Below are 25,500 nucleotides of genomic sequence, written 5' to 3' on the forward strand. Positions count from 1 at the left end.
TAATCCTTGCTAGTTTTTGCTAGCTTTTTCTATCCTTCAATCAATGGAATTGATTGGGTTTTATTTGGTGTGCTGTTTAGTTTTCAAAGATCGATGATGTTAACTGCTGCTCGCTTTTTATTACTTCGCGGTCACAGCAAAAAAAATTATATCAAATATGATTTTGTTTGTCAACAACTTTTTTCAAATATTTTTTGTTGCCTCGTTGTTTCATTAATATATCATATAGCAGTAAAAAAATCAAGCCGGAAATACTTTTAAGCAGAGAATGAATTGAAGGTTCCAACTCGAGCTGGTAAACTCGGTCTGGAACCCTCATCATTATGATGCACTTCTTTAGATTATTAGAATACAGGAACAATTTCTCCGTTATAGTTGTCTTCAATAAATTTCTTTATTTTTTCGGAGGTAAGCGCTTCTGCTAAAGCCTTCAAGTCTTCTCTGTTCCCATCCCCTTTTCTTATTGCAAGGACATTTACATAAGGAGAATCAGCGTCTTCAATTGCTATAGCATCTTCTGTAGGAGATAATCCTTTTTGAAGCGCAAAGTTTGTATTAATAACTGCACAGTCTACATCTTGCAAAACCATTGGAAGTGCTGCAGCTTCCATCTCCTGGAATGTCAGGTTCTTTGGATTGTTTTTAATATCCAATACAGTGGCTGATTGATTATTTACATCATTTAATTCAATGATACCATTTCTATGAAGAAGTGCCAAAGCTCTTGCTTCGTTACTTGGGTCATTAGGAATAGCGATTACTGCGCCATCTTTTAATTCATCTAATGAAGCAATTTTTTCCGAATAAATTCCCATAGGTTCGATATGAACTTTTGCAAGGACTTCTAAATCATATCCGAATTCTGCCATTTGTGATTCTAAGTATGGGATGTGTTGGAAAAAGTTTGCATCCACTTCTTTTTCATTGAGAGAACGATTGTGAATGTTATAGTCATCGATTACCTGGATTTCTAATGTAACACCTTTTTTCGCCAAATCATCTTTAATATGTTCTAACATCTGTGCATGGGGCGCTGATGTCGCAGATACTTTAAGAACTTTGCTTTCTTTTGTGCAGCCTCCCAATATTGCTATGGTAAATAAGGCTAAGGTTAATATTGATATGAATTTTTTCATTCCTAATCTCTCCTTCACGTTTTATTTTTTTATATTGATCTATTTTTTATTCATTGCTTTCGCAATGCTGTTGCCAATCCATTGAAGAATTTGAACTAAAATGATAAGAAGTATTACTGTGGCAATAATAAGTGAAACATCGTATCTGTAATATCCGTATTGGATTGCCACACTGCCAAGGCCTCCCCCGCCTACGGTTCCTGCCATTGCACTGTAACCTATGAGATTCACTACAGTAAGCGTAATACCAAGAATTATGGAAGCCATTGCTTCCGGTATAAGAACCTTCGTAATAATTTCCCACGTGCTTGAACCCATGGCTACGGCTGCTTCAACAATTCCTTTATCTACTTCTTTAAGTGAACTCTCAACGACTCTTGCCACAAAAGGTGCTGCTGCTATGGATAATGGAACAATGGTTGCTGTCGTTCCCAGACTCGTGCCAACAATCATTCTGGTAAAGGGAATCAGAGCAACAATCAAAATAGCAAAAGGAAAGGACCTTCCAATGTTTACAATTGTACCGAGGATACGGTTTAATTGTATTCTTTCTTTGATTCCTCCCTGATCTGTAATAACAAGTATTACGCCTAAGGGTAGCCCAATAATAGTAGAAATCAAAGTTGCTGCAAATACCATATAGAGTGTATTCCCGGTTTCTGTTAGTAAAAGCCAGAAAGCCTGGTCAGGATTTTGAAAGATCATTGGGAGATCACCTCACATTCCACGCCGTTTTCTTCCAGAAAAGCAACTGCGTTCTTGATTTCTTCTTTGTCTCCTATTAACTCAATAATTAAGCTTCCAATAAATGTTTGCTGTAAATGGTCAATGCCACCAAGAAGAATATTGGCATCTACTCCACATTTTTTGATCATTTTTGACAGGATCGGTTGAGATGTTTTAATTCCTTCAAAACTCAGACGGAATAATTTCCTTCTCTCATCTATTCTGTCCAGCAATTCTTCAGGTATATCGTGACTGATATTTTGAACGAAGCTTTTTGTTGTAGGATGGGTTGGATGAGCAAATACCTTAGATACCGGACCAGTTTCTACAACTTCTCCAGCCTCCATTACAGCAACCTTGCTACAGATCTGTTTAATAACTTCCATCTCATGGGTAATGATCACGATGGTTAATCCCAGAGTTTCATTAATCTTTTTAAGCAGTTTGAGGATAGACTGGGTTGTTTTAGGGTCCAGAGCAGAGGTTGCTTCATCACAGAGTAATACATCCGGATGATTGGCAAGGGCTCTTGCAATACCTACTCTTTGCTTTTGTCCACCGCTTAGCTGTGATGGATAGCTGTCTCTTTTTTCTTCTAACTCAACTAATTTAAGAAGTTCATCGATCCTTTTTTCTCTGTCTTCTTTTGGAACCTTGGCAATTTCCATCGGATAAGCTATGTTTTCAGCTACAGTTCGGGAATTAAGGAGATTAAAATGCTGAAAGATCATCCCTATTTTTTTTCGCATTTCTCTTAATTCCGCAGGGTTCAGGCTCATTATATTCTTGCCTTTTATATAGACTTCACCCTTGGTTGGTTCTTCCAGACGGTTAATGCAACGAACAAGGGTCGATTTTCCTGCTCCGCTTAAACCAATAATCCCAAAAATATCTCCCTGCTCAATGTGCATATTAATATTTTTTAAAGCTTCAACTTTATTGCTCTTACCCTTGAATTCTTTATAAACGCCTTTTATTTCTATCACGGTGCTCCTCCTTTGCCCCAACGGTTGCCTGATACGTAACTTCTATGTGTAACTTCTGCTTTTGAGCATTAAAAAACCTCTTTCAATGAAAGAGGTTATATGCTCTCTCTCATCTTATGCAGACAACCTCTGCATCTGGAATTGGCACCTTCGCATTTTGCGGGTTGCCGGGTTTCATTGGGCCAGTCCCTCCACCTCTCTTGATGAGCTCGAATATTAAGTTGAAGATAGTATAACAGTATCATCTGGCATTGTCAATAAAAAAATTTAATAGAGTTAAACATTCCCTGGGTATCCTTATTATTTAAATTTTACAAAAACAGTCCTCCAACGAATTTCAGCAGATAATTGTATTCATATAAATACTTTGCATATGTACTGTTTTCCAGTAAAAGAAATATCTTTTCGAAAGCTGGGTTTGATTGAAATATAAAAAGTACAATAAAAAACACCCAGATTTTCAACACTCCTGAAGCAAAGCCGAAGATCAGTCCAAAAAGACGATTCACTGAATTAATCACTGGTAGTTTTGATAAAATATCCATGATCCCGATAAGAATCCTAAGGCCGACACTCACTACGAAAAACACTATAACCATAGAAATGATATTAATGCATATGTTGGCAATATAACCTGCAATATAGTCCTTTAAGCTGTCCACCTGAAAAATACTGTATATTTCTGAATTATTGTTTTCAACCAGAACTCCCTTCAAAAATTTAGGTACATTCAGATCATTAATAAAATTAACCTGTCCCTCCAAGGTATTTATTTTAGTCCCCTCTGGCACCAGTATGGTAGGAGCTATTTGAGTTTTCATTTTATCGAACAGGGACGTAGAAGTTCTTAAATAGGCACTTACAATTGGATAAAGGGTATATGATAGAATCATCGAAGCAATAGAAGATATTAATTTAAAAAGGGAAAGTACCAATCCCCTCTTATAAGCAATCCATCCATTTACAACAAAAAAAGCCAATACTAAAATATCCGCTACATTCATAGCTTGCCTCCAAATTATCGTTTTATTTCCATTAGGTCAACAGAGTCTTTAGAAACTAAAGCAACTTTATTCCCATTCTTTAATGGGATCATTTCATCCACATCCTTTAATGCAGTATATTTAAAAATTTCTTTTCCTTTTGGGTCCAGTCCATAAAAAGTTCTGTTGACACCTACAATCACCATATTATCATCACCGTATAAATAAGTGACATCTCCTTCCGGATCAAACACATGTTTTTTGCTGCCTTCCGTACTATAAAAAACAACACTCCCATATTTTTCTCCCTGTTTGCCCGGAAATTCTTCCCCCAGGGCCAAAACCAAATAAGTGGATAAATTTCTTCTATTCTCTATATTCCAGGGTATTGCCTTGATATGGTTTGATAAGATCTCTTCTTTCACATTGTTATCTTCATCAATCCATAAGATTCGGTCATCGCCTAAAACAACCAAAGTATTATTTTGCAAATAAAACATTCCAGGAAAAATCGTATCCTCTTTTTCAATGGCAAATTCGATCAGATCTTCTTTCAGTATGCCGTTTTCTCCTAAGTCCAAAAAAATTAAATTAGACTTTAACCCCTTTGTATCTGGATTAAGATAACTTACAGGCATATGGTATCCATTATCCGATACGATAGCACTAAGGGGATAACCCGCATCTTCAATAAAAGTATTTCTGTCAATTCCTAAATCTTTACCCTGGGCATCATACACTTTAATCCTGTGCCCATCCTTTGTTGCTCCAATCACAGATAAATATCCTTTAGAATTAATTGAAAAATACTCTATAGGATTTTGTGTCGTGACTTGATATACTAATCCTTTATCATTTAAGACATAAATCTTTTTCCCGCCATCTTCTCCTACTGCAAGATATGGTTCATTGACAATCAGTTTTGGTAAATTCATAGAAAAAGTTTGGTTCCAGATTTCATCTCCATTTTGAGAAATTCGTTTAACGCCATCAGGACCACACTGTATTAAGTCATTGCCATAAACATTAAAGGTATATCTATCACTTAACTCTCGTTTTACCCATTGTTTTTCTAAATAAAGAGAGGGTTCATTTCCATTAAAAAAGGAAAGATGCAGGTCCTTGCCGGCAACTTCCGAGTAAATCAAAATCCCTGATGCAATCATGAGTAGAATAAGAGAAAAAATTTGGGCTCTCTTATCTTTCTTATTCTTATAGGCTTCTATACGGCTCAATTTTTTTCCCCCTATATTTTCATTTGTAATATATGGTACTATATCTTTCCCTCGATTTCAACGTTTCTATTTACTGTCTAAATCTTTTATTAACTCTATTCAATTTCCAGCCAATAAAATATAGGAGAATTATAAAGACTTCAAAGAGCCCCACATATCCAAATAAAGGATAAATTTGTCCAACCATTTTAGAGAAACCAATCTGGGCAATTATAATAGAAGTTAATATGAAAACAGGCAGAATGCTCTTATAAGAAATATTAAACTCCACAGACACTCTGTTGACAAATCCATATCCGCTGGAAACTGCCGTTGTGAATATGGCAGCGATTAAAACAAAGAAATAGATATACCGAATAGCAAAACCGTAATGAAGCACAATCCCAAGCATTGGTATTTCAAGAGCCTCCACCCTGTCATAGTATATTAATGTTGCCATAACAATGCAAAGTCCTAAAAATCCCAAAGTTATACCGCCTATAATGCCTCCCATTTTTGCTTGTTTCCTGGAATGAATAATAGGAAGCAGGCTGCAGAGAATCACAACTGCAGTAATGGTATTATAGGATACATAGACAATAGAAGAAGTGATCCAATTCCTCGTAAGAGCATGAAATACCGACACTACAGGAGAAGAAAATACTGCTGCTTCTCTAAATAAAACTATGTATAACCCTAAAAGAATACCTCCTATTAAAAGTAACGGTGCTAAAATCGTATTAATGACGATAACCCCTTCAACATCATATAAAAAGACAATAAGGCATAAGCCTGCCATGATTAAGATTCCTATTTGCACAGGAATTTGAAACTGTTGTCTAAGGAGTGCCCCCGTTCCTGCAAGCATTGCACAAAAAGTAGTAAACATAAACAAAGAAACGACCCACTCCATGATATTGCCTAAAAACTCTCCCATAATAGGGTAAATGAATCCTCGGTAATCCTTAATTTTTTGAACATAGACCATTTCAAGGACAGCCCATCCTATAAGAGCAAATAAAATTCCTGATAAAATCACTCCATAAATGCCCTCAATACCATAGGAAGTAAAAAACTGCATAATCTCCTGCCCTGAGGCAAAACCTGCGCCTAAAACAGTTCCAGTATATACACTGGCTATTTTTATTACATTAGATCTTTTATTTTTCACAAAAAATCCCCCATATATCTGTTTGTACAAATATATGAGGGATGTTCCCATTTCATTCAAAAACTATGTATGAACTTTTACAGTCTTCTATTAATGGCTGATGCTTTTATATAATTCCATATATTTTTTAGCAGAGTCTTCCCAGGAATAATCTGAATTCATAGCATTTTTAACCAAAAGCTCCCACTTGTCTTTATTATAATATACATTTAAAGCTCTTATGATTTCCCATAACATTGCATCAGAATTATAATCATTGAAAACAAAACCATTACCCTCACAAGTTTCTTCGTTAAACGATTGAATGGTATCTGCCAGCCCTCCAGTCTTTCGAACTATAGGAATGGTTCCATATCTAAGACTAATAAGTTGTCCTAAACCGCAGGGTTCGAATAAAGAAGGCATCAAAAACAAATCACTGCCTCCATAGATTTTTTGTGCCAAATCCACATTAAACAAGATATTGGCGCTTACCTTCTCGGGGAAAGTATCTTGCATGTATTTAAACATTTCTTCATATTGGTGTTGCCCTGTGCCTAAAACCACAAATTGAATATCTTCCTGCATCAGATCGTGCATTTTTTCTGCAATTAAGTCTAATCCTTTCTGGTCTACCAAACGGGAAATAAGGCCGATCATAGGAACATCTCTTTGAGGAAGGCCCAGATCTTTTTGAAGCCTATACTTATTTTCCTTTTTTAAATGCAAGCTTTCCTTAGAATAGGGGATATAGAGAGCCTTGTCAGTTTCGGGATTAAAAGCCTCATAATCAATTCCATTTACAATGCCGTAAAGTACACTGCTTCTTTTTTGAAGGACGCCATCCAGTCCATAACCGTATTGACTGGTTTTGATCTCTTCTGCATATGTTTTGCTTACGGTATTGATGGCATCAGAATAAACTAAACCAGCTTTCATATAACTTACATTCCCGTAGAACTCTACCCCCTCTGAATGGAAACACCAATCTGAAACACCCAGCAAATCCAGCGTTTCTCTTCCAAAGATCCCCTGATACTGTATATTATGAATGGTATAGAGTGTTGAAATGGATCTATAATAAAGATCTTCATGGTATCTTTCTTTTAAAAGCAAGCAAATAGGGCCTGTCTGCCAATCATTGCAGTGAATAATATCCGGTTTAAATCCGATTCTTGGCAGCATGTCCAAAACCGCTTTACAAAAAAAAGCAAATCTTTCGTGATCGTCATTATAACCGTATAAACCATCCCTATCAAAATAATTGTCATTTCCTATAAAATAAACAGGCACTGAAGAATCATATTCATAAATATGGGCAAACTGCTTTCTCCACTCCAAATAAACGGGAAATTCCGCAACAATCTCACTGTCATTTAAATACTGCTGAAGTACACATTTATATTTTGGTATGGCTACTCTTACATCGGCACCTAATTTTTTTAAAGCATAGGGAAGGGCTCCTGCTACATCTCCAAGTCCTCCGGTCTTAGCAAAGGGTATTGCTTCCGAAGAAACGAACAGTATTTTTAGATCATTTTGACTCATTTCAATCATCCCCCCACGTAATACTTTTTTTACTATTATATCATATTGCCATTATTCTGGATAGAAAAAAAGACGACAGAATCGTCAAAAAATTAACAAATATGTTTAAAAAAAGATCAAAAAATATATGTACTGACTTCTTAGAAAAAAATATTCAGTAAGTATAGAAGTATCATCCCCGGTATTCCAAGTACAGCAATAACAAATATGGTTGCCCAATTAATCCCTACATACCATCCAAAAGGAGATAGCAAGAAATTAAAAACCAGTAGTCCTAAAACTCCTCCTATACCCTGGATCAGGGTTCTTAGCAAGATCTTCAAAGGTTTCGTGAAAACCATAAAGGTAAGAATCACCAAACCTGCTATGATTAAAAATATTAACAGATCATCACTTGTCACTTAAATCCTCCTTGCTTTGACATGATTCCCTATAAAGCTTATAAAGATCTTCTAACTTTTAACTGCCACGTTCTCTTTTTCTTTCATCTTATTGAGATAGTATTTATATCTCGTCTGGAGTGCTTTCATTTCGTAGATACAGCTGTCGATCAAATCTTTTTCCGTCGTATTTTCGAAAGCATTGAATACCAGGTCTATTTGCCTTTTGGTTTTTAGCAGCTCTTCTTTAAGCTCGTCTTCTTCTGTAATATGGCATGTCTGTCTTGTCTTAAATTTGAATGGAAAAAAACCTTTTTTGGATATTTCAATAATCGAATTCAAACTATTTGCCCCCTTAAGATTTTCTTTACTTATTATAAGTATAGTCTGATATATTGGGGTTTATTCATAGCTTGGCATATAAAAAAGCACCTATTTATATAAATAGGTGCTTTTTTGATACAGTATAAGCAATTATTCTGTTTTTGCCATTGCTTGATAAGCTTCAAATCTTTCTTTTGCATCTTTTTCTGCCTGATCAAACAATTTTTCAGCAAGTTCTGGGAATGTTCTGGTAAGAGATGAGTATCTTACTTCTCCCAGGATGTATTCTTTGTAATCTGCTGTTGGTGCTTTAGAATCTAAGATAAATGGATTCTTGCCTTCTTCTTTAAGCAATGGGTTGTATCTGTATAAATGCCAGTATCCAGCTTCTACAGCTTTCTTGCTTTCTAATTGAGCACAGCCCATTCCGCCTTTGATACCATGGTTAATACATGGTGCATAAGCGATGATTAATGATGGTCCTGGATAGCTTTCCGCTTCTTTTAATGCTTTGATCAGTTGATTTTGGTTTGCACCCATAGCTACTTGAGCTACGTATACATATCCATAGGACATCATCATTCTTCCAAGATCTTTCTTTCTGATTGGTTTACCGGAAGCTGCGAATTTAGCTACGGAACCTGTTGGAGTAGCTTTGGAAGATTGTCCGCCGGTGTTGGAGTAAACTTCTGTATCGAATACAAGAACGTTTACATCTTCTCCGGAAGCAAGTACATGGTCTAAGCCGCCGAATCCGATATCATAAGCCCATCCGTCTCCTCCGAAGATCCATTGAGATTTCTTAACAAGGAATTCTTTCTTTTCAAGCATTTCTTCAAAGATTTCTTTTGCTCTTGCGTTGTCTCCAGCATATGCTTCCAACAGTGGTACCAATGTTGCTGTTGCTTTCTTAGAAGCATCTCCATTAAGCATATTGTCTACCCAATCTTTAAGAGCAGCTTTGATCTCTTCAGGAATATCTAAATCTATTGCTTCTACTGCAATATCTTTTAATCTTTCTCTGATTTGTTTTACAGCGATATACATACCGAATCCATATTCTGCATTGTCTTCGAATAAGGAGTTTGCCCAAGCTGGTCCATGTCCTTTTTCATTGGTTGTGTATGGGGTGGATGGTGCACTGCCAGCCCAAATGGAAGAACATCCTGTAGCGTTGGCAATGTACATTCTGTCTCCGAATAATTGAGTTACAAGTTTAGCATATGGAGTTTCTCCACATCCTGCACAAGCACCGGAGAACTCAAGCAATGGTTGTTCGAATTGGCTTCCTTTTACGGTGTCAACAGCCAATGGGTTTTCTTTCTTAGAAAGAGTCATTGCATATTCCCAATTTTCGATTTCTTTGGTTTGTGTTTCTAAAGGCTTCATAACTAATGCTTTATTCTTAGCTGGACATACTTGTGCACAGTTTCCGCATCCAGTACAGTCTAAAGTGGATACTTGAATCTTGTACGCGTAGTTTTCTAAACCTTTACCAATTGCTTTCTTTGTAACGAATCCTTCAGGCGCATTCTTTACTTCTTCTTCATTGAGTAAGAATGGACGAATTGCAGCATGAGGACATACATAAGAACATTGGTTACATTGGATACAATTTTCTACTTGCCATTCTGGTACATCTACTGCAATACCTCTCTTTTCGTATTTGGCAGTACCTTGTGGGAATGTACCGTCTTCTCTTCCTACGAAAGCACTAACAGGAAGGTTGTTTCCTTCTTGTCTGTTCATTGGTTCAAGGATATTCTTAATGAATTCAGGTACATCTTTGGTTGCAGCTGCTTCTTCATCTGCACTAGCTTGTGCCCAATGAGCAGGTACTTTAACTTCTTTAACTTTTTCGATTCCCTGATCAACAGCAGCAAAGTTCATGTTTACGATGTTTTCACCTTTTTTGCCATAGGAAGCTACAATAGCATCTTTCATGAATTTAACAGCATCTTCAATTGGAATAATGTTGGCAAGTTTAAAGAAAGCTGCTTGTAAAACTGTATTAACACGGTTTCCAAGACCGATTTCTTTAGCAATGGTAACCCCGTCAATGGTGTATAATTTAATATTTCTTTCTGCAATAATCTTTTTCATTTTTGCAGGAAGTTTTTGTTCTAACTCTTCAAGATCCCATCCGCAGTTTAATAAGAATGTTCCGCCTTCTTTTAAGTCGGATACCATATCGTATTTATCTACATAGGATGGGTTATGGCAAGCAACAAAGTTTGCTTTTTTGATTAAGTATGTAGATCTGATTGGCTCTTTTCCGAAACGAAGGTGAGAAATAGTAACCCCACCGGATTTCTTGGAGTCATATTCAAAGTATGCTTGTGCATACATGTCTGTATGGTCTCCGATAATCTTGATAGAGTTTTTGTTTGCACCTACTGTTCCGTCGGAACCAAGTCCCCAGAACTTGCAGCTGATTGTATCTTTTCCTGTTACGTCTAATTCTTCTCCTGTTGGAAGAGATTTGAATGTAACGTCATCTACGATACCGATTGTAAAGTGGTTCTTTGGTTCGTCTGCTTTAAGGTTTTCAAATACTGCTACAATTTGTGCAGGTGTTGTATCCTTAGAACCTAATCCATAACGTCCGCCAACGATCACTGGACGATCCGCTTTATCAACGAAAGCAGAGCATACATCAAGGTATAATGGTTCTCCAATAGCACCTGGTTCTTTTGTTCTATCTAATACAGCAATCTTCTTAACAGTTGCTGGTATTTGTTTTAAGAAATGTTCAATGGAGAATGGTCTATAAAGACGTACTTTTACAAGACCTACTTTTTCTCCTTTGCTGTTTAAGTAGTCTACTGTTTCTTCGATCGCATCCACTGCAGATCCCATAGCAACAATTACTCTGTCTGCATCTGGTGCTCCATAGTAGTTAAATAATCCATAATTTCTTCCTGTGATTTTGTTGATTTCATTCATGTATTCTTCAACGATAGCAGGTACTCTGTCATAGAACGGATTACATGCTTCTCTAGCCTGGAAGAAGATATCTGGGTTTTGAGCTGTACCACGAAGTACAGGATGTTCTGGATTTAAAGCATTCTTTCTGAATTGCTTTACAGCATCCATATCGATTAATTTCTTGTAATCTTCATAATCGATCACTTCAACTTTTTGAATTTCATGGGATGTTCTGAATCCATCAAAGAAATGCAGGAATGGCACTCTGGATTTAATAGCACTTAAGTGTGCCACAGAACCTAAGTCAATTACTTCTTGTACATTTGTAGATGCAAGAAGCGCAAATCCTGTTTGGCGGCATGCCATAACGTCGGAATGATCTCCAAAGATGGAAAGTGCATGGCTTGCTACCGCACGGGCACTTACATGGATTACTCCAGGAAGTAATTCCCCTGCTACTTTGTACATATTAGGAATCATGAGCAATAATCCCTGAGATGCTGTGAATGTAGTGGTCAACGCACCCGCTGCCAAAGAACCATGGAAAGTTCCTGCTGCTCCTGCTTCGGATTGCATTTCAACAACTTTTACTGTTTGTCCAAAAATATTCTTTTTGCCATTTGCAGCCCATTCATCCACATGTTCAGCCATGGTTGATGATGGTGTGATCGGATAGATACCAGCAACTTCTGTAAATGCATAAGCAACATGAGCCGCTGCGGTATTTCCATCCATTGTCTTCATTATTTTTGACATCTTATTTCCCCCTTACGATGAAAAAAATATTTTTACATACAATGGTATACAAAATATTGCATACTCTTATTATAGCACAGAATTAACATTAGTGAATAGTATTTTAATTTTTTTAGCCTAAAATGACGGAAAAAAACCGATAAACCCTTTCGGCTTATCGGTTTTGATTTAAGCTTTAAATCCTCTGTTGGCATTTTCCATTATAGATTCGTTTAAACTACCCTTTCCGTAGGTAAGTCCAGCATAAATCTGCTGTGCGTTCTCAATAACAGGACCTGCTACTTCTTCAGAAGCTACGGCCTCTTTCCAGCCTATTAAAAGGGTGTTTAAAAGTTTCTTCGCCTCTTCTAAGGGCTCTTCTTTTAAAGTAATATAGCTTTTAATGATCATTTTATTAATATATAGATATAGTCCCATTAAATCCAATGAGATACTATAGGATAAATCTAAGGATTCCATTAATTCTCTTAATAATTTCTGAGCCTTATCAATAGTCCTTTTGAATTTTTTCTCATCTTTTACCGCAAGTTGTTTTTGCGCTTCTTCTAGGGTTTCTATTATTAGTTCATAGGTGATCACAATAAGCTGACCCGGTGTAGCATTCACAATCTGTGCGGTTCTGTTTTCAATCATAGATTATCCCCTTAGCCTTGAAGTAGTTGTAAAATCTGCTGTGGTCTTTGATTTGCCTGAGCAAGCATAGCCATTCCGGCTTGAGAGATCACATTCTTTTGAGTGTATTCAGACATTTCTTCTGCCATGTCCGCATCCTGGATTCTGGACAGGGACGCTGTCATGTTTTCTGCAGCTACATCCAGGTTGGCTACGGTATGTTCAAGGCGGTTTTGATATGCCCCCAGTTTAGAACGTACGGAAGAAATCATATTAATCGCTTCATCTACTACAGTGATTGCCTTTTGTGCTCCATCGGCAGTGGATAAGTTAATCTTGTCAATTCCCAGTGCCTGTGGAGATAAGTTCTGGATACGAATTTCCATGAATTGTCCTTCGTTGGCACCAATTTGTAAATCCAGCGGACCAGCATCCAGTACTTTTACATTCACAGACTGTCCTGCTGCTCCCTGTTTTGCTTCGAATTTCATCTCAAAGCCGTCAATATCCGTAACCGTAACAACATTCCCTTTTGTCGCAACCGTTGCTGTCGCTGAAAAACCACCTGTAGCCGGACTAATAGTAGCTACTGCATCTGCTCCAGATACCTTTTCAGTTTGAAGGCCTAAAGCTGCTAATAATTTACTATTTGTCGCATTAATATCGATTGAGTATTCTGCGCCATATTCTTTAGCTTCCAGTTTCAGGAACATTCCATCGCCAAACTTTGTGGCAGCCCCATAGGTTGGTGGATTAGTAGTATCATCATATGAAACATGGGCTGTGATATTAACCCCTACTGTTTCACATAAAGTTCTTAATTTATTAAATACTTCATCTGCTGTATCGCCCACTTCAATCTTTACTTCTTCCCCGTTAATATTAATTGTACCTGCATTTACAGCAGTAATAGGGAATGAACCAAAATTAACTGCTCCGTTAGTAGTCGCAATAGCTTTTGCAGCATCGTTTTGAATATTAAGTGTGTAAGTTCCTGGCTGTACTGTATCACTTAAAGATATAATAGTTGCCACAGTTTCATCATCCGGGAATGCTCTTCTGTCGATTTCACCATTTAATAATTTTCTTTCATTGAATTCGATATGATCAGAAATTCTTTGAATTTCATCCTGAAGTTGTTTTACTTCATCCTGAACGGCTTTTCTGTCAGTGGCATCATAGGTTCCATTGGATACCTGAACCGCCAGTTCTCTGATTCTTTGAAGCATAGCATGGACTTCGTTCAGTGCCCCTTCTGCAGTCTGAATAAGAGAAATACCGTCCATGGCATTTCTGTTGGCTTGCTTTAACCCTCTTACCTGGGTATCCATCTTTTGAGCAATAGCCAGCCCTGCCGCATCATCGGCAGCACGGTTGATTCTAAGACCGGAAGACAGTCTCTCCATGGTCTTGTCCATCACAGTATTTGTTTTGTTTAATTGATGAAGTGCTCTAAGAGCTGGTATATTATGATTAATTTTCAATGAGAACACCTACCTTTTATTTATTTTCTCTACATTAATTATCGACTTATTATTTAAATCCTTTAGCATTTTTTCTTCATTTGCTTTTTGCCTGTCCATACTGTCAATAAAAGAAACCATTTCAAAAGCTACTTTTAATAGTGCCGGCGGGATTTTTTTGTCTTCTTTTTTCTCCATAGCCCTCTCCTAAATAATGATTTCGAATCCTGAATCCAAATGTTTCTTTAAAGGTATAAGCAAAGGATTCTTCTCCATATTTTCATTTGGCTCATCTTCTTGTATTTGTCCTTTTACCACCTTGTAGCCAATTTCTTCGATGGATTTTCTTAAAAGGCTTTCATGGGATCTTAGATAATCGGTGATTTCTTTTGACTCACCGCTTATTTTAAAGTCGACATTCTTCTCATCCATGTGAATATACATGCGGATGGTACCTATGTGTTCTGTACCCATGGATATAAATGCACTGATGCCGTCTTTTTGTGATTGCTTCTCGTGCTTTCTGTCCTTCATGACATAGATATTCATATTGGTAATTTTATTATTGATGACAACAGGAATTTGGTAAAAACCCTCCTGTTTTTGAATCTGCTTTTGAATATCCATGATTTTTTCAATAGTGTTACCCGTCTTCCATGCATTCTGTTTTTGTTCTGAGGAGGAGTGAAGGAATTCTTCTTTGATTTCCTGTACTTTTTCTTTAACTTCATCCAAGACTTCTTCTACTTCTTTTTCATCCTTCATGTCATTTATGGCTTCTCTTATGATGGTATGAATGTCTTCTTCTCCTCTGGCTTCCCTGATAATATGGCTGAATTTTTCTAAGTGCTCTCCAAATTCAAAGGGATTTTCAAACATGGAAGATACTATTTGCAAGTTTTTAATGTTCATTGGAATTTGATTTTTCTCCATGAAAAATAGTGTGGCTTGTTTCACTTTTTTAAGGCTTTCTAAAGTATTCAGGAATTCCTTTACCTCTTCATCTTTAACAGATGAAGTAAGTGGTGTACTGTCTTCTAAGCTTTTTGGTTCAAATGATTTATGATTCAATGCTTCTTTTACATATTCTCTGTAAATTGATTCTATGTCTTCTTCTAAGAAATCAGGATGACTGCTTAACCACCCTTTTAATTGATCGGGCGATGCAAGCTTAGCAAAATCTTTGATAATTCTTTCAAGGTATTCAGTTTTCATGGTTTCGCTGGGGGCGCTTAAATCAAGATTTTGTCTTGCAATGCTGATCTCATGATCGATGGCTTTTAAATCCTGTATGTTTTGGTTCGTCACTGCTATATTATTTTGATTTAAAATTTTTGCATAACGCATATTTTCCCTGACAGGTTCCATACCTGCTTCTTTTAGCGCAAGCCTTATTGACTCTTCTTCATTTTCTGTCAAGCCGGCTTCCTGATTGATGGATGGATCATTGTTTATGGGTTCATCATTTTGATCGGAGATTAATTCTAAGATCTGTTCTCTGTACAAATCCTTAAGAATCTTAGGATTTATACCTTCTTGATTTTGACTGCTCATCTCCAGATTACCCAGGGCATGATAGATCTTTATAATGTTTTCTCTTTGCTGTGCTGTTAATGAATCGGCTTGATCGATTTGCCCTGTAAATTTATTCAGCGCTTCTTGTAATTCTGGCCCTAACAGGTCTTTTCTTAATCCTTCAGTTTCCTTTATATCATTAATGATTTCCTGTAAGGTTCTTATTCCTTCCTCAGAATTGAGTTGAGGGTTTTCCTGACCAGAGGAAATCTGCACAGCCATTTTTTCCAGCATTGTGATATTGTCCCTGGTCACTTCCATGTTGTTTTGTCTTAAAATTTTTGCATAAAGAATGTTTTCTCTTGTTGGCTTAAGGTTTGCTTCTTTTAGTGCAAGCTTTATTGGTTCTTCCTGGTTTGCATGATCTTTTGAATGGATTTCGATTTCTTGATTATTTTCTTTGTTGTTACCCTTTAGCGCCATTTCTTCGCTATCTGATAATTCTTCTGATATCTGGTCCTTATATAAATCCTCCAGGACTTTAGAGCTTAATAATTCCTGGTTTTTAGTGATTTCTTTTTCGCCAAAGGCTTTTTCCAGCTGAGCTTTAATGCTTTTTTCAGGGAAATTGAGCTCTTTTACAACTCCAAATGCATCATCGATAGACACATCCATATCTTGCCTTTTCCCTCCGGTTCTGGCAAGATATTTTGCCCCTTCCATAAGGTTATTTAGCGTAAAATTCATATTGTTTTTCATCAGCCAGCCTATGACTTTGCCATTGGTTTTTTCAATGGTATGAAGCATACGGTATATTGCGATCATACCTTCTCTTTCTTCCTCTGTCAGGACTTTTTCTTGGTCCAATTCCAATATGAACTCACTGAGTTTATCCCGGACATCAGAACCCAACAGCTCTTCAAAATGGTTGATGTACTCTATAACCTCATCTATGGGAATTTGATCCGGCCTAAAGCCCTCTTTGATCATCTCTGCTGCAATAGCAGGATGAAGGTTGGCCCCAACATAGGTTACTTTTTCATCCAGAAGTTTTAGTTGAAGGATGTTTTCCTCTGTGACATCTATATTATTTTGAATCAATATTCTTGCACATCTTATGTTTTCTTTGGTCGGCTCTATTTCTTGAGCCCGAAGCAAATCCTCTATTTGCCCTTCAACTTTTCTGATGGTATCTCCAAATCTTTGCTCTGGTCTGGTCTGCATTTCTTCATAGGCAGATACTGCTGCTTCAGCTTTAAAGGGCTCGATTATTTCTCCGCTTATTTGTTCTTTGTACAAATCATCAATAATAAAGTTAATCTCTTTTTTGATCACCTTTGGAAGTACTCTTTCATCCAAGTCTTTGACAACTTCCAGCTTTTTATAGAGAGCTTCCATCTGTTCTATATTTTCTTCTGAAGGCTCTGCCCCTGCTTTTTTAAGACAATCACCGTAATATTCTTTTTCTAAAGCTTTGAGCTCTTCAACCACCTCTTGCAGAGGCGCCGTATCAATTTGAATTTTTTGATTGAGCTTGATGGCTGCTTCCAGAGTCATTTTTAAACGTATTTCTTCTATCTGCCTTTTAGCTGTAATAAAGCTGGGGCTAGTTTCTACAGCATCTTTTTCTGATTTTGCTTCATTTTTTTGTTCAGCTTGTGCAGCTTTTTCTTCTCTAAGGTTCTTAATATTGATAGGGATATTTTCCCTGATGACTTTTTTAATCGTTTCGTCATCTATTTCTTTTATATCTTGAACAATTTGATGAATTTCTTCGTAGGTTAAAGGATTTTCTACGGAACGAATTTGCTCTGTCAGTTCAATGGTTCCCGGATTTTTATTCTCTTTTAAGAGCCTTGTACTTTGATCCAGCACTTCTTCATCGTTGATCTTATTGATTTGCTCTTTTAATGTAACAATGGTCTGCACTCTTTCCGGATCCACTTCTATATGATTTTTTATCAGGATTTTTGCAGCTTCTATATATTCATCCTCAGCGGGAATCTTCTGGCTTTTTAAAAGAGATATGATTTCTTCTCTGGTGAATTCATAATCCATAGGCTCAGGATAAATTCCCGCATCTTCATAAGGAGATTTGGGCTTTGCTGCTGATTCTGCTTTTCCTGATGAAAAAATGGATGTGTACAAATTATTAAGAGTTGCCGGTAAATCTCTTTTAACAAATTGTGCAATGGCCTGGTCATCCATTGCTTTTACAGCTTCTATTTTCTCTTGTACTAAGATCAGAGAATCTATATTTTTCTTAGTAACAGGCAAATCGTTTTCAAGTAATGCTTTGACTGCTTTTTTGATATTTTCTTCTTCGTGATCGATATGCTTTTTTAATTCTTCTTCTATTTCTTTATCTGAAACTTTCTGTTTAGTTTTTGCACTTTTTGACAGAAATCGGGTGATCACATCAAGGGATATTTTCTCAACATCGTAAGGACTTTCAAGAAGCTCTTTGGCTTCTTCCTTGGTCATGGTGTTGATCAGTTGATCGATTTGCTTTTTTGCCTGAATCACTTGCTCGAAAGTTTCTTTTTCCACTGTGATGCCGTTTTCTATCATCTTCTGGGCAATTTCTATATTTTGATCCGATATGGGAATGGATTCTTTTCTTAGTATAGACTTTATTCTGTCATACTGCCTGATTGGACGTACTGCTTCCTCTTCTAATGGCTTTAGGCGAATTTCCCCCTCGGAAATACTTTCTATCTCAAGTTTAAGTGTATCTCCTGCTTCGCCCAGCTTTTGGCTAACTTTTACCTGCAGACGATTGCCTTCTACTTCTATTACCGCAGCATTTTCTTCGCTGGAAATAATCTTTCCTTCTAAGATATCTCCCTGCTTCCAATCCAGCGATATAGAGGTACTAACATCTATGTCATTTTGTCTAATCACTAAATCTCTGGCCTGTATTGAATTGATCATAGCATCCTCTCCTGCTTATTTACTACTTTACATTTCGGCTGATTGCTTAAAAATATTTAGGTTAAGAAAAAGGCAAGAAAAAACATCTGCTTATGCAGATGCATTACCAAGGGTTTGAATATATGAAATGATGGGCTCAATGGTCTTTTGATCCGTAAAGTCCACTTTGCTTCCAAAAGTCTCTAACACTCCTCTGTCCTCATCCGTCATTTCCTCTGGCTTTTTCCTGGATATTATGGACTTTAGCATACTCATCATAATCTTATGGATAAAGTTAAGTTTTTTATAATCAATGCCTCCCCGAAGATGAAAGATCTTGATCTTGTTTAGGATTTCTTGGGTAAAATTTTTTTCTAAGATAGGCTTAAATTTTTCTTTTTCATCCGTTGAGGATAAGCCTACAGTAAAAACAATGATCTGTTTATCTTTTATGCGCTGAAAATTTTTAGTAATAAGGGAAACACCATTAATACCGCTGGCATATAATCCTCCCCCGAAAACTATGGTATCGTAGGATAATAAGCTTTCAGGTTTAATCTTAGAACATTCATACAGGTCACAGTTTAATGCATTGGCAATCCATTCTGCATATTTCTTTGTACTGCCATATTTTGATTTGTATAGCACAACCGCTTTACTCATGTTCATCCCCCTCAATGTAAAATATTAAATAATATTACATTCCTCTGCTGCCGGTTTTAGTGTTATAAGCTATTTTAACAATTTTTTGAATAAAAGAAAAGCATAGCTTATAGCATATGCTTTTCTTTAGCATGTATGATTCAAAATTAAAATAAATGGATGTTGTCATTGCTCTCTAAAAATCTTTCTATTTCATCCGCTGTTGCAAACTTCAATACTTGTTCTGCAACAGCCTTCATTTCTTCCCTGGAATGCTGCCTGATCATCCATTTTACTTCCAGAACTGAAGCAGGATTCATGCTAAATTCATCCAGACCCATACCTATTAATACAGGTACCAATTTAGGATCGGATGCTGCTTCACCACACATACCAACCCAAACATTTTCTTTATGGGCTGCATCAATAATATTTTTAATGCTTCTTAATACGGATGGGTTGTATGGACTGTATAAATGGGATACATGGGGATTTAAACGGTCTACAGCAAGGGTATACTGTATGAGGTCATTGGTTCCAATACTAAAGAAGTCAACATGTTTTGCAAATAAATCTGCGAGTAAGGCAGCAGAAGGAGTTTCCATCATCATGCCTACTTCCATTTTTTCATTGAATGCAATACCTTCATTTCGGAGAGACTCTTTCACTTCCTCTAAAATCTGTTTTGCCTGAACCAATTCATCAAATATTGATATCATAGGAAACATCATTTTAATATTTCCAAATGCACTGGCTCTTAAAATAGCCCTTAACTGTGTCTTAAATAAATCGATGCGTTCAAGACAAAATCTAATGGCACGGCAGCCTAAGAAAGGATTCATTTCTTTTGGAAAGTCTAGATAACTTAACTCTTTGTCCCCACCAATGTCAAAAGTTCTGATGACCACAGGTTTTTCTTTCATTTTCTGAGCAACCGTCTTGTAAGCATCAAACTGTTCTTCTTCTGATGGGAAATCATTTCTGTTCATGTATAAGAATTCTGATCTAAACAGTCCTATGCCATCTGCATTTTTTTCTATCACACGATCAACATCAGCCGGACTTCCGATATTGCAAGCAACTTCCAGTCGAATGTTGTCTTTTGTAATGGCTTCACTGTTCTTTAACTGTTCAAACAGCTGAATGCGCTGTTCATATCTTTCTTTCTTTTCTTTGAAATGCTTTATTGTTTTTTCATCAGGATGAATATAGACTTTTCCTTCTGAACCGTCAAAAGCAACCATATCCCCATGCTTTACTTGCGAAGTGATGCCACTAAGGCCTGCAACGGCTGGAATTTCTAAAGATCTGGCTATAATGGCAGAGTGAGAAGTCTTGCCGCCTTCTTCTGTAATAAAGCCAATCACTTTATCTTTATCCATCTGTGCTGTATCAGAAGGTGTTAAATCCTTTGCTACAACCACAGCCGGTTCTTTAAGAAGTACAAGGCTATGATCCTCAATGCCTGATAAATTCCTTAGCATTCTTAGCGTAACATCTCTGATATCCAATGCTCTTTCTTTTAGATATTCGTTATCCATTTCTTCAAAAAGTTTAATAAATTCATCCGTAACTTCTTTTAATGCCCATTCGACATTTTTGAATTCTGTACGAATTTTCTCATTTACTTTTTCAATCAGTTCTTCATCTTCTAAAATCATGGTATGGGCAGCAAAAACCTGCGCTTCATGTTTTCCTACTTTTTTTAAAGCGTATTCGTACAGCTCCTGTAATTGCTGTTTACTTTTTTCTATGGCATCTTTAAATCTTTTTATTTCCTCTTCTGGATTCTGTATTGTTTCGTTTTTAATCTCAATGGCAATATCTTCTTTTAGAAATACTCTGCCTATAGCAATTCCGGGTGATACTCCAACTCCCTTAAGAAAGTCCATCCGTATCCCCCTTATTCGCCAAATTTGCTTTCTACAAGCTTTTTAAGTTCTTCTACAGCTAAATCCTCATCTTCTCCCTCTGCTGTAATCAATAATGTATCTCCTTTGGCTGCACCCATGCTCAGTACGGATAAAATGCTTTTAGGGTTATACTCTTTATCCTTATTTCCATTCTTGTATACTTTAATGTCTGATTTGAATTTAAAAGCAGTTTTTGCAAAAATACTTGCAGGTCTTGCATGTAAACCTTCCTCATTCATCAATGTTACTTCTACTTGCTTCATATTAAATCCTCCTTTATTTTTTTTAATGCTTTTGTAGTATTTACAATAATCTAAAAGGTTATAAAACCAGAAGTTCAAATTCTACTCGATCTTTCCAGAACTCAATCTGATCTTTTGTACCCATCTGGGTTCCTTCATTCGTAATACTGGCTGTAGCTGCTGCCACCGCCAGTTTGATAGCTTCTTTAAGGGATGCATTTTTTTGAATGGCGTAGGCAAGGGCTGCAACCATTGAGTCTCCAGCTCCTACCGTGCTTTTTACCTCTACAGGTATTGCTTTTGCAAAATATATTTTATCCTTTGTAATAAAAGCGCATCCATGGCCTCCCATAGACAATGCAATAATTTCTATGTCATAATCCAACAAATTCTTAGCGAATCGTATGGCTTCTTCCCTGGTTTCAAATTTTTTGTTATAAAGCATTTCCAGCTCATGGATATTAGGTTTGATGAGATATGGTCCAGCTTCAATGCCTTTTTTAAGCAGTTCTCCATCTGCATCCAAAATGGTCTTTATACCTTTTGCCTTCACTTTTTTAATCCAGCGCCCATATATATCTTTCCCAACGTTACTAGGTATACTGCCCGAAAAAACTACAACCCCATCTTCCGTTGCATATTTAAAGATTTTTTCTTCTATCTGGTCCAGTGCTTCTTGGGAAAGCGGAGTGCCTGGTTCATTGATATCCGTATACGTTTTTAAAGAAATATCTACTATTTTTGTATTGGTTCTTGTATTGCCTTCTGTATGCACAAAATCATGAGGTGTACCCAGTTCATCCAATTGTTTTTCAATAAAGTCTCCCACTGCACCGGCCACTGCACCGACAGCGATTGTCTCTCCGCCTAGACTATGTATAAGCTTGGATACATTGATGCCTTTGCCCCCTGCATCTTCTCTGACAGATAACACTCTGTTCACTTCAGAAATGCGAAAAGTATCTATCTGAATGGTTTTGTCTAATGCAGGATTTAATGTAACGGTTACAATCATAGATTTCACTCCTCATTGTCGTGTAAGTACCTTATAAACGAATTCTGCATCAGCTGTATTTTTCATCTGCTCTACGATCTTCTCGTCTTCTATAATGGCTGCGAGATTTGACAAAATGCTTAAATGCTCATCGTCAGTTCCTGCAAGGCCAACAACTAAATAAGCTTTTTCAGTTCCAAAATCTACTCCCTCTGGGAACTGTAAAATGGAAATGCCTGTTTGCTTTATTTCTTTCTTTGCTTCTCCAACTCCATGGGGGATAGCTACTCCATTGCCGATATAGGTCGATAAATCTTCTTCTCTTTGAAGCATCGCATCGATGTAATTTTCTGTTACATATCCGCTATCCGCTAAAACTCTTCCTGCCATTTTAATTGCATCTTTCTTGCCTACAGAAGGCAGCCCTAGCTTTATATTGTTCATTTTAAGTACAGGAAGTTTAAGACATTCAGCTCCATTCTGTATAGGTTCGTCAGCAGATAATTCCATAAAACCCCCCCTTAATTAATATTTAAACTCTTTTGCAAATAAAATCGCTCCAGGATTTCACTTAGTTCGCCATAAATCTCGTGTTCTAATTTTTCCCTGATTAGATAAGTAAATCTTGAGTTTTCCATTAATTCTTTTGTGATTTCACTTAAAACATCAAGACCCTCTTGTTCTGTTTTTTTCGGCGCCAGCATAACAGATATAATGGCTACAGGTTTATTATTACCATCTAGATCCTTAATATAAAAAATATTATTGGGACGTATAATCCAAAAATATAAGGAATCCACTGCAGCACTCAGGCAGTGAAGAAGCATAATCTCTTTCTGTTCTAATAAAGTTGAGCCTTGTTTTTCACGATGGATCAGATCATCTATGAGCATTTTGCGTGCCTGTTCGCCTTCCACCACTTGACTTGTAACAAATGCGATGGCTTCATCTACATTTTTAATGCTTACATCCCGTAAAAGTCGAAAATGATCTAATACTTGTATGATTTTTCTGTTATAGATATTGAGAATTTCAAGTTTTTCTTTCAGGGACATGGTTTTTTGCTTAAAATATGTTCCATTTTGATTTTCTTGCCGGTTTGCCAAAAACTTTTCCAGTTCTTCTTTGTTCTTCTCATTAAAAAGCGGGTTAACCACAACAACGGGTAAACTGCATTGGGGAATGGGTACTGTAGATACGATAAGCTCAACATCTCTGCTTTTAAGCATCTCACTGTCAATATTCAGGGTAGAAATGCAATCCACTATATGAATATAAGGAAATTCCTTTTCTATCCTGCTGGATAACATCCTTGATGCCCCAATTCCACTGGAACAGGCAACAACTATACGATGGTGTATAGCACTGCGTTCTTTTTTTCTATGCTCCATTGCAGCTCCAAAGTGCATTGCAATGTATGCGATTTCTTCTTCAGGTACATGGATGGCTTCATACTTTTCCATTACTTTCGCACATTCCCCTGCAACTTTAAAAAGCTGGGGATATGATTTTTTTATTTCTTGCAACAATGGATTTCTGATGTCTAAATTCATTTTCATCCTGTTGATTGCCGGTCCCAAATGTCGTACAAGCCCAACAAGAAGCTTTTCATTCTGTTCTAAATAATAGCCCAGGCCAATTTCGGCAATACGAATCATTTCTTTGGCCATTTTAATTAATTTAAAATCTTCTATCATAGAACTTTCAGTGCCAAATAGTGTGTCTTTGCCTCCGCAGCCTTTTACATGCATGGTTATATCAATAATTTCAGGCTCTGAAAATTCTATACTCAATTTGCTTCCTAAAGAATGAACAAGCTCTGAAACGATTTTGAATTCCTTTGTTGCTTTGATCTGTTGCAGTATTTTATACTCGAACGTAATCTTTCCGTGGTTTTTTATTCTTCTGATTGCGATTGCCATATGCACAAGCAATGCACAGTATGCATCGTCTGCCAATTGGTAACCTAGTTGCTTTTGGATCTCTGTAATCAATTCATCCAACCATTTAATCGTATTAAGATCCATAAATCCCAGAATTTTATCTTGTATCGTAGGCTCTGTATGATCCATAACTTTAACGGTCTGCCGTATGTTGCTTCTAATGAAGTTTAATATATAAGATTCATCTATATATTCATAAATTAAAGCTTTACAGGCCCGGCGAATATCTTTTTCTTCACCTTCAACATAGATTCCCAGCCCTCTTTTTTTGACAATCCGAAGGCTGAATTTCTCTAACCACTCTTCGACTTTCTCCAAATCGCTTCTTACTGTGCCCTCTGTAATGTCAAAGATATGAGCAAAGTAATACATCTTTATGATTTTTGCGTTCAGCAATAATTCACTTAATATAAGGGGTTGCCGTTCTTCTGCCAAAAATACTTTCTCTACTTTTTGGCTTTCAAGAATTTCCAAGATATGTTTCTTCTGTTTTTCATCAACTTTCAGCCGGATACCAGTCCCTTTTTTCTTGTCTAATTTATACCCATTGACTTTAAGCCATTGCTCCACATCGTCAAGTTCTCGCAATATGGTCCTTGAACTTACCTCCAACTGCCTGGCAATGGATTCAATCGTAATATAATTGGATTTTTCACATAATATACGAATGATTTTACTTACTCGGGGACTGATATACATTTAAAACGCCTCCTAAGGTTTTAACCTTTCAAACGATTTACCAAAAGATCATATTGGGGATCATTGATAAAGTTTTTTATGGAAATATGTTCAGCGTTGGGTGCCATGTTCCTGGCTTGTGGTGTGAATTTTTCATGACTAATAATGATCTGGGCATCTGCCGGAATCTGTTCTATAGGTGTATGAACAACACTAATATCCAGACCTGCTTTTTTAAGCTTATTCCTTAATATCGTTGCTCCTATTACACTGGATGCTATTCCTGCATCACATGCAACAATAATTTGCTTAACGTTTTTTTGCCCAGTCCATTCAGTTAACATAAATATACTTCCTCTCAACTTTTCTTTTACTGACCATCGACGTATCCTCGCTAAAATTGACTGTTTCTTTAATTCAAGTATAGCCGTTTTATACTGAAAATAACAAGTTA

General features: G+C 36.7%; 21 protein-coding genes and 1 riboswitch. All 21 genes read right to left on the reverse strand.

All coding sequences use genetic code 11. The features are described from left to right. Positions 1-344: 344 nt before the first annotated feature. Positions 345-1,136: a MetQ/NlpA family ABC transporter substrate-binding protein gene (locus JOD07_RS08675; RefSeq protein ID WP_158741840.1), complete on the reverse strand. Its 792-nt coding sequence runs from the start codon at positions 1,134-1,136 to the stop codon at positions 345-347. A gap of 39 nt (positions 1,137-1,175) precedes the next feature. Beyond that, positions 1,176-1,841, reverse strand: coding sequence for a methionine ABC transporter permease (locus tag JOD07_RS08680; RefSeq protein ID WP_204613546.1), 666 nt, complete (start codon positions 1,839-1,841; stop codon positions 1,176-1,178). Next, on the reverse strand, positions 1,838-2,848 hold the full coding sequence (locus JOD07_RS08685; protein ID WP_201800621.1) for a methionine ABC transporter ATP-binding protein: 1,011 nt from the start codon (positions 2,846-2,848) through the stop codon (positions 1,838-1,840). Before JOD07_RS08685 ends, JOD07_RS08680 begins: the two co-directional genes overlap by 4 nt. Before the next feature lie 106 nt (positions 2,849-2,954). Continuing rightward, a riboswitch (SAM riboswitch) is annotated at positions 2,955-3,058 on the reverse strand. Between the two features lie 101 nt (positions 3,059-3,159). Continuing rightward, positions 3,160-3,852: a CvpA family protein gene (locus JOD07_RS08690; protein ID WP_158741838.1), complete on the reverse strand. Its 693-nt coding sequence runs from the start codon at positions 3,850-3,852 to the stop codon at positions 3,160-3,162. Positions 3,853-3,866: 14 nt separating this feature from the next. Then, a complete protein-coding gene (locus JOD07_RS08695) occupies positions 3,867-5,066 on the reverse strand; it encodes a DUF5711 family protein (protein ID WP_158741837.1) in 1,200 nt (399 codons plus the stop codon). Positions 5,067-5,136: 70 nt separating this feature from the next. Beyond that, complete coding sequence (locus JOD07_RS08700; protein WP_243144657.1) at positions 5,137-6,216, reverse strand: YkvI family membrane protein; 1,080 nt, start codon at positions 6,214-6,216, stop codon at positions 5,137-5,139. 90 nt (positions 6,217-6,306) lie between these two features. After that, a complete protein-coding gene (glgA, locus tag JOD07_RS08705; RefSeq protein WP_158741836.1) occupies positions 6,307-7,743 on the reverse strand; it encodes a glycogen synthase GlgA in 1,437 nt (478 codons plus the stop codon). 140 nt (positions 7,744-7,883) lie between these two features. Continuing rightward, positions 7,884-8,144 (reverse strand): pro-sigmaK processing inhibitor BofA family protein, encoded by a 261-nt coding sequence (locus JOD07_RS08710; protein WP_158741835.1) that lies wholly within the window; start codon positions 8,142-8,144, stop codon positions 7,884-7,886. A gap of 51 nt (positions 8,145-8,195) precedes the next feature. Next, on the reverse strand, positions 8,196-8,465 hold the full coding sequence (locus tag JOD07_RS08715; RefSeq protein WP_204613548.1) for a DUF2508 family protein: 270 nt from the start codon (positions 8,463-8,465) through the stop codon (positions 8,196-8,198). A 132-nt stretch (positions 8,466-8,597) separates the two neighbouring features. Then, entirely contained in the window at positions 8,598-12,131 is a 3,534-nt protein-coding gene (gene nifJ, locus JOD07_RS08720) for a pyruvate:ferredoxin (flavodoxin) oxidoreductase (RefSeq protein ID WP_204613550.1), read from the reverse strand. Between the two features lie 168 nt (positions 12,132-12,299). After that, positions 12,300-12,764, reverse strand: a complete 465-nt coding sequence (locus JOD07_RS08725; protein ID WP_204613552.1) for a flagellar export chaperone FliS — start codon at positions 12,762-12,764, stop codon at positions 12,300-12,302. An 11-nt stretch (positions 12,765-12,775) separates the two neighbouring features. After that, positions 12,776-14,227, reverse strand: a complete 1,452-nt coding sequence (locus JOD07_RS15670) for a flagellin N-terminal helical domain-containing protein (protein WP_158741830.1) — start codon at positions 14,225-14,227, stop codon at positions 12,776-12,778. Positions 14,228-14,236: 9 nt separating this feature from the next. Continuing rightward, positions 14,237-14,404 carry a hypothetical protein gene (locus JOD07_RS08735; RefSeq protein WP_158741829.1) on the reverse strand — a complete coding sequence of 56 codons (168 nt, stop codon included), beginning with the start codon at positions 14,402-14,404 and terminating at the stop codon, positions 14,237-14,239. Between the two features lie 9 nt (positions 14,405-14,413). Next, positions 14,414-18,655 (reverse strand): DUF6240 domain-containing protein, encoded by a 4,242-nt coding sequence (locus tag JOD07_RS08740; protein WP_204613554.1) that lies wholly within the window; start codon positions 18,653-18,655, stop codon positions 14,414-14,416. 90 nt (positions 18,656-18,745) lie between these two features. Next, a complete protein-coding gene (locus tag JOD07_RS08745; protein WP_158741827.1) occupies positions 18,746-19,297 on the reverse strand; it encodes a flavodoxin domain-containing protein in 552 nt (183 codons plus the stop codon). 146 nt (positions 19,298-19,443) lie between these two features. Continuing rightward, positions 19,444-21,168 carry a phosphoenolpyruvate--protein phosphotransferase gene (gene ptsP, locus JOD07_RS08750; RefSeq protein ID WP_204613556.1) on the reverse strand — a complete coding sequence of 575 codons (1,725 nt, stop codon included), beginning with the start codon at positions 21,166-21,168 and terminating at the stop codon, positions 19,444-19,446. An 11-nt stretch (positions 21,169-21,179) separates the two neighbouring features. After that, positions 21,180-21,452 (reverse strand): HPr family phosphocarrier protein, encoded by a 273-nt coding sequence (locus tag JOD07_RS08755; RefSeq protein WP_158741467.1) that lies wholly within the window; start codon positions 21,450-21,452, stop codon positions 21,180-21,182. A gap of 58 nt (positions 21,453-21,510) precedes the next feature. Next, entirely contained in the window at positions 21,511-22,446 is a 936-nt protein-coding gene (gene pfkB, locus JOD07_RS08760; protein WP_158741468.1) for a 1-phosphofructokinase, read from the reverse strand. A 12-nt stretch (positions 22,447-22,458) separates the two neighbouring features. Beyond that, entirely contained in the window at positions 22,459-22,935 is a 477-nt protein-coding gene (locus JOD07_RS08765) for a PTS mannitol transporter subunit IIA (RefSeq protein WP_158741469.1), read from the reverse strand. Positions 22,936-22,946: 11 nt separating this feature from the next. Beyond that, positions 22,947-25,067, reverse strand: coding sequence for a BglG family transcription antiterminator (locus JOD07_RS08770; protein WP_204613558.1), 2,121 nt, complete (start codon positions 25,065-25,067; stop codon positions 22,947-22,949). A gap of 20 nt (positions 25,068-25,087) precedes the next feature. After that, positions 25,088-25,390: a hypothetical protein gene (locus tag JOD07_RS08775; protein ID WP_204613560.1), complete on the reverse strand. Its 303-nt coding sequence runs from the start codon at positions 25,388-25,390 to the stop codon at positions 25,088-25,090. Positions 25,391-25,500: the final 110 nt, after the last annotated feature.

The sequence above is a fragment of the Defluviitalea raffinosedens genome (assembly GCF_016908775.1).
Taxonomy (GTDB): Bacteria; Bacillota; Clostridia; order Lachnospirales; family Defluviitaleaceae; genus Defluviitalea; species Defluviitalea raffinosedens.

Excerpts from the sequence above, each read along its gene's own strand:
- JOD07_RS08770 (WP_204613558.1), bottom strand. The coding sequence starts at position 25,067 with ATGTATATCAGTCCCCGAGTAAGTAAAATCATTCGTATATTATGTGAA.
- JOD07_RS08680 (WP_204613546.1), bottom strand. The coding sequence starts at position 1,841 with ATGATCTTTCAAAATCCTGACCAGGCTTTCTGGCTTTTACTAACAGAA.
- nifJ (WP_204613550.1), bottom strand. The coding sequence starts at position 12,131 with ATGTCAAAAATAATGAAGACAATGGATGGAAATACCGCAGCGGCTCAT.
- JOD07_RS08735 (WP_158741829.1), bottom strand. The coding sequence starts at position 14,404 with ATGGAGAAAAAAGAAGACAAAAAAATCCCGCCGGCACTATTAAAAGTA.
- JOD07_RS08745 (WP_158741827.1), bottom strand. The coding sequence starts at position 19,297 with ATGAGTAAAGCGGTTGTGCTATACAAATCAAAATATGGCAGTACAAAG.
- JOD07_RS08725 (WP_204613552.1), bottom strand. The coding sequence starts at position 12,764 with ATGATTGAAAACAGAACCGCACAGATTGTGAATGCTACACCGGGTCAG.
- JOD07_RS08755 (WP_158741467.1), bottom strand. The coding sequence starts at position 21,452 with ATGAAGCAAGTAGAAGTAACATTGATGAATGAGGAAGGTTTACATGCA.
- ptsP (WP_204613556.1), bottom strand. The coding sequence starts at position 21,168 with ATGGACTTTCTTAAGGGAGTTGGAGTATCACCCGGAATTGCTATAGGC.
- JOD07_RS08740 (WP_204613554.1), bottom strand. The coding sequence starts at position 18,655 with ATGATCAATTCAATACAGGCCAGAGATTTAGTGATTAGACAAAATGAC.
- JOD07_RS08675 (WP_158741840.1), bottom strand. The coding sequence starts at position 1,136 with ATGAAAAAATTCATATCAATATTAACCTTAGCCTTATTTACCATAGCA.
- JOD07_RS08690 (WP_158741838.1), bottom strand. The coding sequence starts at position 3,852 with ATGAATGTAGCGGATATTTTAGTATTGGCTTTTTTTGTTGTAAATGGA.
- glgA (WP_158741836.1), bottom strand. The coding sequence starts at position 7,743 with ATGAGTCAAAATGATCTAAAAATACTGTTCGTTTCTTCGGAAGCAATA.
- JOD07_RS08775 (WP_204613560.1), bottom strand. The coding sequence starts at position 25,390 with ATGTTAACTGAATGGACTGGGCAAAAAAACGTTAAGCAAATTATTGTT.
- pfkB (WP_158741468.1), bottom strand. The coding sequence starts at position 22,446 with ATGATTGTAACCGTTACATTAAATCCTGCATTAGACAAAACCATTCAG.
- JOD07_RS08765 (WP_158741469.1), bottom strand. The coding sequence starts at position 22,935 with ATGGAATTATCTGCTGACGAACCTATACAGAATGGAGCTGAATGTCTT.